The 12,801-nt window shown below is 71.0% G+C and carries 9 protein-coding genes; 6 read left to right on the top strand and 3 right to left on the bottom strand.

Going from position 1 to position 12,801, the window contains the following annotated elements; all coding sequences use genetic code 11:
• Positions 1-5 precede the first annotated feature (5 nt).
• The 3 genes from ACGFN2_RS23255 to ACGFN2_RS23245 form a co-directional block, all read right to left on the bottom strand.
• Complete coding sequence (locus tag ACGFN2_RS23255) at positions 6-215, bottom strand: DUF6191 domain-containing protein (protein WP_393363377.1); 210 nt, start codon at positions 213-215, stop codon at positions 6-8.
• An 86-nt stretch (positions 216-301) separates the two neighbouring features.
• On the bottom strand, positions 302-1,474 hold the full coding sequence (locus ACGFN2_RS23250) for a PQQ-dependent sugar dehydrogenase (protein WP_362608741.1): 1,173 nt from the start codon (positions 1,472-1,474) through the stop codon (positions 302-304).
• A gap of 159 nt (positions 1,475-1,633) precedes the next feature.
• Entirely contained in the window at positions 1,634-2,671 is a 1,038-nt protein-coding gene (locus tag ACGFN2_RS23245; protein ID WP_393363374.1) for an aldo/keto reductase, read from the bottom strand.
• A gap of 88 nt (positions 2,672-2,759) precedes the next feature.
• Between ACGFN2_RS23245 and ACGFN2_RS23240 the strand changes: the two genes are divergently transcribed.
• From ACGFN2_RS23240 to serA, 6 genes are all read left to right on the top strand, one after another.
• Positions 2,760-3,722: a 2-hydroxyacid dehydrogenase gene (locus ACGFN2_RS23240; RefSeq protein WP_362610765.1), complete on the top strand. Its 963-nt coding sequence runs from the start codon at positions 2,760-2,762 to the stop codon at positions 3,720-3,722.
• A 306-nt stretch (positions 3,723-4,028) separates the two neighbouring features.
• Positions 4,029-6,950, top strand: coding sequence for a putative bifunctional diguanylate cyclase/phosphodiesterase (locus ACGFN2_RS23235; protein WP_393363371.1), 2,922 nt, complete (start codon positions 4,029-4,031; stop codon positions 6,948-6,950).
• Positions 6,951-7,157: 207 nt separating this feature from the next.
• The gene (locus tag ACGFN2_RS23230) at positions 7,158-9,029 is read left to right on the top strand and encodes an acetolactate synthase large subunit (protein ID WP_393363368.1); all 1,872 of its coding nucleotides are present in this window, start codon (positions 7,158-7,160) and stop codon (positions 9,027-9,029) included.
• Positions 9,030-9,070: 41 nt separating this feature from the next.
• Positions 9,071-9,595 carry an acetolactate synthase small subunit gene (ilvN, locus tag ACGFN2_RS23225; protein WP_127153167.1) on the top strand — a complete coding sequence of 175 codons (525 nt, stop codon included), beginning with the start codon at positions 9,071-9,073 and terminating at the stop codon, positions 9,593-9,595.
• Positions 9,596-9,697: 102 nt separating this feature from the next.
• A complete protein-coding gene (gene ilvC, locus ACGFN2_RS23220; protein ID WP_362610761.1) occupies positions 9,698-10,696 on the top strand; it encodes a ketol-acid reductoisomerase in 999 nt (332 codons plus the stop codon).
• A 290-nt stretch (positions 10,697-10,986) separates the two neighbouring features.
• Positions 10,987-12,579, top strand: a complete 1,593-nt coding sequence (gene serA, locus ACGFN2_RS23215) for a phosphoglycerate dehydrogenase (RefSeq protein WP_362610759.1) — start codon at positions 10,987-10,989, stop codon at positions 12,577-12,579.
• Positions 12,580-12,801 lie beyond the last annotated feature (222 nt).

Here is a 12,801-nt window from a genome sequence, read left to right as displayed (position 1 = left end):
GCGGGCTAGGACGATTCCTGCTCCGGGCCTTGGGGCCGAGGCGCCCCGGCCCGCGGCGGGGCCGTCCTGACGACGACGGTGCCCGAGGAGAGGTCGATCGGGCCCTTACCGGGATCGCCGTCGCCCACGTCATCGACGACGAGTGACATCTTCTGCCGCTCCTCGTCGGTGTGTTTGCGCCCCGGTGCGAACAGTTCCTCCGCGATGTTGAACATGGTGCCCTGCCCCCTCGTCGGTGTGAGCGCACCCGTCCCCCTGCCCCCGAGTGTAGGCAGGACACCCGAAAAGGGGATCTGCCGGATCAGCTCACCTTGAGGCGGAGAATCCGGTCATCGCCCTTGTGCGGCGTGCCCCGTCCGTCGGTGTTGCTGGTGACCAGCCACAACGTGCCGTCGCCGGCCGCCACGACGGTTCGCAGCCGTCCGTAGGTGCCCTTCAGGAAGGCCTGCGGCGCGGCCACCGGCTTCGTCCCGTCCAGCGGAATCCGCCACAGCCGTTCGCCGCGCAGCGAGGCCATCCAGACCGAGCCCTTGGCGTAGGCGATACCGCTGGGCGAGGCGTCCGCGGTCTTCCACTGCTCGACCGGGTCCACGAACCCGGGACCCTTCGACCCGCCCTTGGCCCGGCCCTCGGCCTCCGGCCACCCGTAGTTCCTGCCCGGCTCGATGAGGTTGAGCTCGTCCCAGGTGTCCTGCCCGAACTCCGAGGCCCACAGCCGCTTGTCGCCGTCCCAGGCCAGCCCCTGCACATTGCGGTGGCCGTAGTCGTACACCACCGAGTCCGCCTCGGGGTTGCCGTGCGCCGGCTCGCCGTCCGGTGTCATCCGCAGGATCTTGCCCGCGGGGGAGTCCTTGTCCTGGGCCAGACCGGTGTCGCCGGTCTCGCCGGTGCCGGCGTAGAGCATCTTGTCCGGGCCGAACGCGATCCGGCCGCCGTTGTGGACCTGTCCCTTGGGGATGCCCTTGTAGAGCGTGTCGGGCGCGGCCAGCTGATCGCCCGGCGGACGCTTCTCGTCGTAGGTCATGCGGGCGATGCGGTTGTCGGACGCGGTGGTGAAGTACGCGTACACCTGGTGGTCGGCGCCGAACGTCGAGGGGACCGCGATCCCCAGCAGCCCGCCCTCGCCCCCCGGGTCCACACCCGGCACCGACCCCACGTCGGTCTTCTTCCCGTCCTTCGCCGAGACCCGGATGATCTTCCCGGTGTCCCGGGAGGCGACCAGCAGATCCCCGTCCGGCAGCACCGCCACGCCCCACGGCGACGTCAGACCGGTGGTCAGCGTGCCGGCCACCTTCACCGAGCCCTTGGCGGGCGGTGCGTCCGACGCCGGGGTGGCGCCCGGTGAGGAGGCGGCGCCGGGGCTCTTCGACGGGGTGGCGGAGCCGTCGCCCCGGGGCTGTGCGCCGGACGAGCAGCCCGCTGCCAGGAGCAGCGAAGCGGCGGCCAACACGGCGGTCTGGGAACGGCGTTGCACGGCTGGGGTCCTCTCGTCGGCAGGGCGTGGACAAGAACACCACATCGCGCGCCGCTGCGCCGCGCTCCACGCGTCCCGGAGCCACTCCCACCTGCCATGATCCGGCGCGGACGGCCCCCACGCGAGCGGGCGCCCCAGCGGGCGGGGACCGGACACGGCCTAGTACCAGGACCCCCGGGCCGGTGGCAGCGCGGCGATCTCCGCCAGGTCCTCGCGGGTGAGCACCAGATCCACGGCCTTGGCGTTCTGCGCCGCCCAGCGCTCCTTCTTCGTGCCCGGCACCGGGACGACATGCCGCCCCTGCGCCAGCGTCCACGCCAGCGCCACCTGCCCCGGCGTCGCCCCGTACCGCGCGCCGACCCGCCGCAGCCCGGCCACCACCGGCTGGTTCGCGGCCATCATCTCGGCCGTGAAGCGCGGGTGGCGGGCCCGTATGTCCTCCCGTTCGAAGCCCTGCCCCGGGGTGAGGGTGCCGGTCAGGTAGCCGTTCCCCAGCGGCATCGCCGCCAGGAAGCCGACGCCCCGCGACTCGCACCACGGCAGCAGCGCCTCCAGCGCCTCCGGCGACCACACGGACAGCTCGGCCTGCACACCGCTGACCGGGAACACCTGCTGGATGCGCTCCAGTTGGGCCAGCGTGCCGTCGTGCATCCGGGACCGGGGCCGCGCCCCGGCGGCCGGCCGCCGCCCCGTACGGGACATCCGGGCCGGCCGTACCGCCCGCGCGCCCACCGCGCACAGCCCCAGCGACCGCACCTTCCCCGCCGCCACCAGCTCCGCCATCGCCCCCCAGGTCTCCTCGATGGGCACCTCGGGATCGGCCCGGTGCAGCTGGTAGAGGTCGATACGGTCGGTCTGCAGCCGGCGCAGCGAGGCGTCGCAGGCCCGCTTCACGTAACCGGGCCGCCCATTGGCCACGATGTGCTGCTCACCCACCAGCAGCCCGCACTTGGTCGACACGAACGCGTCCGCGCGCCGCTCCTTGAGCACCCGCCCCACCAGCAGCTCATTGGTGAACGGGCCGTACATGTCGGCGGTGTCCAGCAGGCTGCACCCCCGGTCCAGCGCGGTGTGCACGGCCCGCAGCGAGCTGTCCAAGCTGCGCTGCGACTCGGTGTACCCCCAGCTCATCGGCATACAGCCGAGTCCGATGGCGCCCACGTCAAGGGTCGCCGCACCGATTGTCCTGCGCTCCACCTGGTTGTGCCTCCGTCCCCTCGCCCCCGGTCAAGGGCCAGACCAAACTAACGTCTGAACAGAACGTCTCTTCGCATAGCCTCGGGCCATGGCCACAGCAGAGCAGCGCACCGATGCGCACGACGTCTGGCTCCCGATCCCGCCCGACGAGATCGAGGGCCTGCCCGAGGGGCTCCACTACGTCCACTGGGACGCCGGCCCCGAGTACCCGGCCGACCCCGCCCGGTGCGCCTTCTACGCCGTCCCCTACATGAAGGACGTGGCGACCCTCCTGCGCCCGCTGTCCCGGATGAGCCGGGTCCGGGCGGTGCAGACGCTCACCGCGGGCGTCGACCACATACTCCCGGGGCTGTCCGACATGCCCTCCGGTGCTCACCTGTGCAACGCCCGCGGGCTGCACGACGCCAGCACAGCGGAGCTGGCGCTCACCCTGATCCTGGCGGCGCTGCGCGACATCCCGGGCTTCGTCCGGGCCCAGGACGCGGGGGAGTGGCGGCCGGAGTTCCGCCCGGCGCTGGCCGACAAATCGGTCCTCATTGTGGGCTATGGTTCGATCGGCAGTGCCATCGAAGACCGGCTCACACCCTTTGAGTGTGCGCGGGTGGCGCGCCTCGCACGCACCGCCCGTGACACAGTGCGCGGTCCCGTGCATCCACTTTCCGACCTGCCCGCCCTCCTGCCCGACGCGGACGTCGTCGTGCTGGCGACACCGCTCACCGACGCCACGCGTGGCCTGGTGGGAAGCGCTTTCCTGGCCCGGATGAAGGACGGCGCACTGCTGGTGAACGTCGCGCGCGGCGGGGTCGTCGACACCAAGGCCCTTCTCGCCGAGCTGGAATCCGGACGACTGTACGCGGCGCTCGATGTGACCGATCCGGAACCCCTGCCCCCCGGACATCCGTTGTGGCACGCTCCCGGCGTGCTCGTCACTCCACACGTCGGTGGCCCCAGCTCTGCCTTCCTGCCCCGCGCGAAGCGGCTGCTGCGGGACCAGTTGACGCTTTTCGCGGCCGGGGAGCCCCTGCGGAACGTGATCGCCACGGCCGACTGAAACCGGTTGCGCGTAGCGCTACGAGGCCGTACGACTGCAAGGAGTGTTCGCCCTTCGCTCTTAGTCACGCTCCGTAGAGACGCTATGTCCCTGAGTGACGGAACTGGTGTATCGTCCCGAGCGGGGACGACGCCGGGAACGACGCGGCGCGTGCGAACGATCCGGGACTCGAGGGGGGCGACGGGCGATGTACGGCCGATGGACGAGTAGCGAGAAGCACGATCCACGAACGCCCGCGGGAATACTGCGCGGCCCCCACGAGCGCCGCGCGTGGCGTCTCCCGGTGCGGATGCAGGGGAGAGTCCGGTGAGCGCCCCCGGGGCGATGCTCTCCCGACCACCGGCGTCGGCGGGCAACCCCCCGAGCGCGGTGCCACAGGTCGTGCTGGCCGTGGTCTGCGGCGGCTATGCCATCGGTGCGGCGTTCGGCTGGGGATCTCCCGAAGCCGCCGCGATCATGGGGGACTTCGGCCTCAGCTTCGCGGCGTTCCTGGCGGCCGTCTCCTGCGGGCTGTACGCACGCAAGCGGCGCAGCCGGTTCCGCCCGGCCTGGATGCTGTTCGCCGCATCCTCCGCGATGGCCGGCCTCGGCAACGGCGTATGGGGCTGGTACGAGGTCGTCGAAGGGATCACGGTACCCAGCCCCTCCCTGGCCGACTTCTGCTTCCTGCTCTTCGCGCCGCCGGCCATCGTGGGCCTGCTGGTGCTCGCCAAGAGGCCGGTGACCAGGGCCGGTTGGGTCTGTCTGGGCCTCGACTCCTGGCTGATCGCCGGGTCGCTGGTCACTCTCTCATGGAGCCTCGCGCTCGCCCACACCGCCCACTTCCAGGGCCGCAGCGTGGCCCAGAGCGCCCTGTCGCTGGCCTACCCGCTGCTGGACATCGTGCTGGTCAGCATGGTGCTCGCGCTGCACTTCCGGCGCTCCTCGGTGCACCGCTCGGCCATCAACACCGCGGTCGCGGCACTGGCGCTGACGGTGCTGTGCGACGCCCTGTTCAGCTCACCGCTGCTGCGTGAGCACTACCGCTCCGGCCAGATCCTGGACGCCGGATGGTTCGCGGGCTCGATGCTGCTCGCCTACGCGCCCTGGGTCGCCCGCCGCTCCGGCGACGGGGGCGTGGAGGAGGAGGCCAAGCCCGCCGCCCGCCGGGTGCAGCCGCACGGCAGCCGGCCCATCGCCGGTTCGCTCGCCGCACTGACCCCGTACCTCGCCGCCGCCGTCTGCACCCTGGGCATCCTCACCAACGTCCTGGACGGACGGCGCATCGACCGCGTGGTGCTCTTCACCGGCTGCACGGTCGTCCTCGCGCTGGTCGTCCGCCAGGGCATCATGCTGCTCGACAACATCACCCTCACCCAGGAGCTGGCGCAGAAGGAGAACCACTTCCGCTCCCTGGTGCAGGGCTCCAGCGACGTCATCATGATCGCCGCCCCGACCGGCGTGCTCCGCTATGTGAGCCCGGCCGCCGCGGGGGTCTACGGCCGCGACGCCGAGGAGCTGGTCGGCTCCGAGCTGGCCTCGCTGATCCACCCCGAGGACCTGGGCCGGGTGGTCCACGAGGTCCGCAGATTCCTCGCCGCGGCCCCCGAGGACGAGCCGACCACCCGTATCGAATGCCGTTTCCGCGCCGGGGCGCAGCGCTCCGGAGGGGACGGCTGGCTGAACGTCGAGTCCACGGTCAACCGCCACCACGGCGGCCTGATCTTCAACTCCCGCGATGTCACCGAACGCGTCCGGCTGCAGGCCCAGCTTCAGCACAACGCCTCGCACGACGCGCTCACCGACCTGCCCAACCGCGCACTGTTCACCGAGCGCGTCACCCAGGCCGTCACCGGCCGCCGGGCCAGCGACCACGACACCGCCGTGCTCTACATCGACCTCGACGGCTTCAAGCAGGTCAACGACACCATCGGCCACCAGGCGGGCGACGAACTGCTGGTGCAGGCCGCCCGCAGGCTCGCCGACTCGGTGCGCTCCGGCGACATAGCGGCCCGGCTGGGCGGCGACGAGTTCGCCGCGTTGATCACCGGCGACGGCACCCGCGACCGGGCCGCCCGGGAGTTCCGTATCCACGAGATCGCCGACCGGCTGCGCATCAAGCTCTCCGAGCCGTACCGCATCGACGGCCGGGACGTGCGGGTGGCGGCCAGCATCGGCGTCGCCTTCGCCGAGCCCGGGGTGAGCCCCGCGGGCCTGCTGCGCAACGCCGACCTCGCGATGTACCGCGCCAAGCAGGCCGGCAAGGGCCGGGTGGAGCTGTACGCCCCGCAGATGCAGCACGAGGTCGCGCACCGCGCCGAACTGGCCGGCAAACTCCGTACGGCGCTCAACGACGGCGCCTTCGCGCTGCTGCACCAGCCGGTGGTGGAGCTGGCGACCGGACAGGTCACCGCGGTCGCGGCACACGCCCGCTGGCGCTCCGCACAGGGCATCCTCTTCACCCCGGCCGAGTTCCTGCGGGTCGGCGACCGCGGCAGGGTCGCCGACGAGGACGGCGACCGCGCCGCCGAGCTGGACCGCTGGCAGCTGGAGGAGGCCGTCGAGCAGGCCGCGGCGCGCCACCGGGCGGGCTATCCGGTCCCGGTCGCCGTCCGGCTCTCCGCCCGCCGGCTGATGGACCACGCACTGTCGCCCAAGGGTGTCGAGACGCTGCTCGCCCGGCACGGCCTCCCCTCCCGTGCGCTCGTCGTGGAGCTGTCCGAGAGCGACCCCCGCCTCCCGCTGGACGACCTGGAGCGCCGGCTGGTCGCGCTGCGCCGACTGGGCGTACGGATCGCCCTGGACGGCTTCGGCAGCGGGTACGCCGCGATCAGTGCGCTGCGCCGGCTCCCGGTCGACGTGCTGCGGCTGGACCGCGGGCTGGTGGACGGTGTGGTGGAGTCCGCCCGGCTGCACAAGATCACCGCCGGGCTGCTGCGGATCGCCGGCGACCTGGGGATGCAGTCCGTCGCGGACGGCGTCGATCTGCCCGAGCAGGTGCTCGCCCTGCGCTCCATGGGCTGCACGCACGGCATGGGCGCGGCCTTCTCCGGGCCGCTCGACGAACACCGGCTGCGGCGGTCCCTGACGCACGCCCGCTATCCGGTACCGGACCCGGCGGGACAGGGCCGCGCGGTGGTGCTCACGGGCGGCGGACTGCCCGTCCGGCAGGGCGGCCCCGCGGGCCCGGAATCGCTCGTACATCCGCCATTGCGCTCAAATAGTGAGACCTCCGTCCCACCCACTTGACACTCGGTGCACGGCGGGGGGAGGGTCAGTGCCATGCGCACCCGAATTCTCGTACTTGGAAAGCGCGTCGGCTGACGCCGGGTCTGACGAAACCCGGTTCATCGCACCGACGCGCTCCCCTCGCTTGCCACCTGGCACGGGGGGTTTTTTGTTGCACAGCAACCTCACAAATCCCGTCAAAACCCTCAGCTTCGAGAAGAGACGCAGATGACCGAGCAGGCCTCCGGGGCCCACCATCCGCAGCCGCGGGCCCGTACCGCCGGCGGACCGCAGCAGCCCGCCACCGTCGAGCACGTCACGGGTGCACAGTCCCTCATCCGTTCGCTCGAGGAGGTCGGGGCCGACACCGTGTTCGGCATCCCCGGCGGTGCGATCCTCCCGGCGTACGACCCGATGATGGACTCCTCGAAGGTCCGGCACGTCCTGGTGCGCCACGAGCAGGGCGCCGGTCACGCCGCCACGGGATACGCGCAGGCCACCGGCAAGGTCGGGGTCTGCATGGCGACCTCGGGCCCGGGTGCCACCAACCTCGTCACCCCGATCGCCGACGCCCACATGGACTCCGTCCCGCTGGTCGCGATCACCGGTCAGGTCGCGTCCAAGGCGATCGGCACGGACGCCTTCCAGGAGGCGGACATCTGCGGCATCACGATGCCGATCACCAAGCACAACTTCCTGGTCACCGACCCCGCCGAGATCCCCCGGACGATCGCCGAGGCATTCCACATCGCGTCCACCGGCCGCCCCGGCCCGGTCCTGGTCGACATCGCCAAGGACGCGCTCCAGGCGCAGACCACGTTCTCCTGGCCGACGCAGACCGAGCTGCCCGGCTACCGCCCGGTGACCAAGCCGCACGCCAAGCAGATCCGCGAGGCGGCCCGGCTGATCGTCGAGTCCAAGCGCCCGGTGCTCTACGTCGGCGGCGGCGTCATGAAGGCCGGCGCCACCGCCGAGCTCAAGGTGCTCGCCGAGCTGACCGGAGCCCCCGTCACCACCACCCTGATGGCGCTGGGTTCCTTCCCCGACAGCCACCCGCAGCACGTCGGGATGCCCGGGATGCACGGTGCGGTCACCGCCGTCACCGCGCTCCAGAAGTCGGACCTGCTGATCACCCTCGGCGCCCGCTTCGACGACCGGGTCACCGGCAAGCTGGACTCCTTCGCGCCGTACGCCAAGGTGGTCCACGCCGACATCGACCCGGCGGAGATCGGCAAGAACCGTGTCGCGGACGTGCCGATCGTCGGTGACGCCCGCGAGGTCATCGCCGACCTGATCGTCGCCGTCCAGGCCGAGCACGACGCCGGGCACAAGGGCGACTACACCGCCTGGTGGAAGGACCTCAACCGCTGGCGCGACACCTACCCGCTCGGCTACGACCTGCCGGAGGACGGCAGCCTGTCCCCGCAGCAGGTCATCGAGCGGATCGGCAAGCTCGCCCCCGCCGACACCATCTACGCCGCGGGCGTCGGCCAGCACCAGATGTGGGCCGCCCACTTCATCGGCTACGAACAGCCCTCGACCTGGCTGAACTCCGGTGGCGCCGGGACCATGGGCTACGCCGTCCCCGCCGCGATGGGCGCCAAGGCCGGCCAGCCGGACCGTACGGTCTGGGCGATCGACGGTGACGGCTGCTTCCAGATGACCAATCAGGAACTGGTCACCTGTGCGCTCAACAACATCCCGATCAAGGTCGCGATCATCAACAACGGTGCGCTGGGCATGGTCCGCCAGTGGCAGACCCTGTTCTACAACCAGCGCTACTCCAACACCGTGCTGCACAGCGGCCCCGAGTCCAACGGCCTGGTGACGGCGGGCAAGGCCAGCGGCGGCACCCGCGTCCCGGACTTCGTGAAGCTGGCCGAGGCCATGGGCTGCGTCGCGATCCGCTGTGAGGACCCGGCGGAGCTGGACGCGGTCATCGCCAAGGCCAACGCCATCAACGACCGCCCGGTCGTGGTCGACTTCATCGTCCACGAGGACGCCCAGGTGTGGCCGATGGTCGCCGCCGGCACCTCCAACGACGAGGTCATGGCCGCCCGGGGCGTGCGTCCCGACTTCGGCGACAACGAAGACGACTGAGCCCAGGACGTCACGGACGCACGGAAGAAGAGAGAAGACCCATGTCCAAGCACACCCTCTCCGTCCTGGTGGAGAACACCCCCGGCATCCTCGCCCGGATCGCCGCCCTGTTCTCCCGCCGCGGCTTCAACATCGACTCCCTCGCGGTCGGGGTCACCGAGCACCCCGACATCTCCCGCATCACCATCGTGGTCAGCGTCGAGTCGCTGCCGCTGGAGCAGGTCACCAAGCAGCTCAACAAGCTCGTCAACGTGCTGAAGATCGTCGAGCTGGAGCCCGGCGCCGCGATCCAGCGCGAGCTGGTCCTGGTGAAGGTCCGCGCCGACAACGAGACCCGCTCGCAGATCGTCGAGATCGTCCAGCTCTTCCGCGCCAAGACGGTGGACGTCTCGCCCGAGGCCGTCACCATCGAGGCCACCGGGTCGAGTGAAAAGCTGGAGGCGATGCTCAAGATGCTGGAGCCGTACGGCATCAAGGAACTGGTGCAGTCCGGAACCATCGCCATAGGCCGTGGCGCCCGGTCCATCACCGACCGCTCGCTGCGCGCGCTCGACCGTACGGCCTGACCGCCCCCGGTCCGGCCGGACCGCATGGCGAGACCCACCGCCCTTCCCCGCCCCGCCCGACGTACTGTGTGGGCACCCGCTAGATCCAAGGAGATACCCGAAGTGGCCGAGCTGTTCTACGACGACGATGCCGACCTGTCCATCATCCAGAACCGCAAGGTCGCGGTCATCGGCTACGGAAGCCAGGGCCACGCGCACGCGCTGTCGCTGCGTGACTCGGGCGTCGATGTGCGGGTCGGTCTGCACGAGGGCTCCAAGTCCAAGGCCAAGGCCGAGGAGCAGGGTCTGCGCGTGGTGACGCCCGCCGAGGCGGCCGCCGAGGCCGACGTCATCATGATCCTGGTGCCGGACCCGATCCAGGCCAAGGTCTACGAGGAGTCCATCAAGGACCACCTGAAGGACGGCGACGCGCTGTTCTTCGGCCACGGCCTGAACATCCGCTACGGCTTCATCAAGCCGCCGTCCAACGTGGACGTCGCCCTGGTCGCCCCCAAGGGCCCGGGCCACCTCGTCCGCCGCCAGTACGAGGAAGGCCGCGGCGTGCCGTGCATCGCGGGCGTCGAGCAGGACGCCTCGGGCAAGGCGTTCGAGCTGGCGCTCTCCTACGCGAAGGGCATTGGCGGCACCCGCGCCGGCGTCATCAAGACCACCTTCACCGAGGAGACCGAGACCGACCTGTTCGGTGAGCAGGCCGTGCTCTGCGGCGGTGCCTCGGCGCTGGTCAAGGCCGGCTTCGAGACCCTGGTCGAGGCGGGCTACCAGCCCGAGATCGCGTACTTCGAGTGCCTCCACGAGCTGAAGCTCATCGTGGACCTGATGTACGAGGGCGGCCTGGAGAAGATGCGCTGGTCGGTCTCCGAGACCGCCGAGTGGGGCGACTACATCACCGGCCCGCGGATCATCAACGAGAACACCAAGGCCGAGATGAAGAAGGTGCTCGCCGAGATCCAGGACGGCACCTTCGCCAACACCTGGATCGCGGAGTACAACGCCGGTCTGCCGAAGTACAACGAGTACAAGAAGGCCGACGAGGACCACCTGCTCGAGACCACGGGCAAGAAGCTCCGCAAGCTGATGAGCTGGGTGGACGACGAGGCGTGAGCCCGGGGACAGGGGGTCGCGGCGGATGCCGCGGCCCCCTCGTCCATGGCGCCCCGCGGCGCCTTGTCCGCCGCGTAGAACCCCGCACGGGTGATCCTTCCGTTACGGCAGAGGACGCGCCCCGCACCACCACTAGACTGCCAAGCACAAGCGCGTCAGGCTCACAGCGTCGTGCGTCTTCCACGCGGCATTCCCCTTCACCGCCTGCGGCCGTCGGGACGGCCGTCCTCCTCCACTGCCTGAAGGCGTGGGAGGTACCCCCATCGGACTAGATGAGGACTGAAGACCACGTGAGCTCGAAACCTGTCGTACTGATCGCCGAAGAGCTGTCGCCCGCCACGGTCGACGCCCTCGGCCCGGACTTCGAGATCCGGCACTGCAACGGCGCGGACCGCGCCGAGCTGCTGCCCGCGATCGCCGATGTCGACGCCGTCCTCGTGCGCAGCGCGACGAAGATCGACGCGGAGGCCATCGCCGCCGCGAAGAAGCTGAGGGTCGTCGCCCGCGCGGGCGTGGGCCTGGACAACGTCGACGTCTCCGCCGCCACCAAGGCCGGCGTGATGGTCGTCAACGCCCCGACCTCCAACATCGTCACCGCCGCCGAACTGGCCTGCGGTCTGCTGGTCGCCACCGCGCGCAACATCCCGCAGGCCAACACCGCCCTGAAGAACGGCGAGTGGAAGCGCAGCAAGTACACCGGCGTCGAGCTGAGCGAGAAGACCCTCGGTGTCGTCGGCCTCGGCCGGATCGGTGTCCTGGTCGCCCAGCGGATGTCGGCGTTCGGCATGAAGGTCGTCGCCTACGACCCCTACGTCCAGCCGGCCCGGGCCGCGCAGATGGGCGTCAAGCTGCTGACCCTCGACGAGCTGCTGGAGGTCGCGGACTTCATCACCGTCCACCTCCCCAAGACGCCGGAGACCGTCGGCCTCATCGGGCACGAGGCGCTGCACAAGGTCAAGCCGTCGGTCCGGGTCGTCAACGCCGCGCGTGGCGGGATCGTCGACGAGGCGGCGCTGGCGGACGCGCTGAAGGAGGGCCGGGTGGCCGGCGCGGGCCTGGACGTCTACGCCGTCGAGCCCTGCACCGACTCCCCGCTCTTCGAGTTCGACCAGGTCGTCGCCACCCCGCACCTCGGTGCGTCGACGGGTGAGGCGCAGGAGAAGGCCGGTATCGCGGTCGCCAAGTCGGTGCGGCTGGCGCTGGCCGGCGAGCTGGTGCCGGACGCGGTCAACGTCCAGGGCGGAGTGATCGCCGAGGACGTCAAGCCGGGCCTGCCGCTGGCCGAGCGGCTGGGCCGGATCTTCACCGCGCTGGCCGGCGAGGTCGCCATGCGGCTGGACGTCGAGGTCTACGGCGAGATCACCCAGCACGACGTCAAGGTGCTGGAGCTCTCCGCGCTCAAGGGCGTCTTCGAGGACGTCGTCGACGAGACGGTGTCCTACGTCAACGCCCCGCTGTTCGCGCAGGAGCGCGGTGTCGAGGTGCGGCTGACGACCAGCAGCGAGTCGCCCGAGCACCGCAACGTGGTGACCGTGCGCGGCACCCTCGCGGGCGGCGACGAGGTGTCGATCTCCGGCACGCTGGCCGGCCACAAGAACATCCAGAAGATCGTCGCGGTCGGTGAGCACTCGATCGACCTGGCGCTCGCCGATCACATGGCGTTCCTGCGCTACAGCGACCGCCCCGGTGTCGTCGGCACCGTCGGCAAGATCCTGGGCGAGGCGGGCATCAACATCGGCAACATGCAGGTCTCGCGGGCCGACGTCGGCGGGGAGGCGCTGGTCGCGCTGACCGTCGACGACACCATTCCGCCGAACGTGCTCAGCGAGATCGCCGAGGAGATCGGCGCGACCTCGGTGCGCGCGGTGAACCTCGGCGACTGACCGCCAGGTCTTCGCAGGTCAACGGGCCCGGCCTCCGCTCCGTGCGGGGGCCGGGCCCGTTCGCGTGCCCGCATCGTACGGGCGCGCTCGCGGTCCGCGAGCCGGTGTGCGGCGCGGCCGAACCCGTCCCGGGTTCACCCGAATGGCCTATCCGGGGGTGAGGCCGCGGGCGCCGTCGGCGGCGTCGTGCGGCCGCCGGAGCCGCCGGATGCGGGTCCTCCC

This window comes from Streptomyces sp. NPDC048612, from assembly GCF_043199295.1.
Classification (GTDB): Bacteria; Actinomycetota; Actinomycetes; order Streptomycetales; family Streptomycetaceae; genus Streptomyces.
Note: the sequence above shows the minus strand (reverse complement) of the source record. Positions and strands in the feature narration are given on the sequence as shown.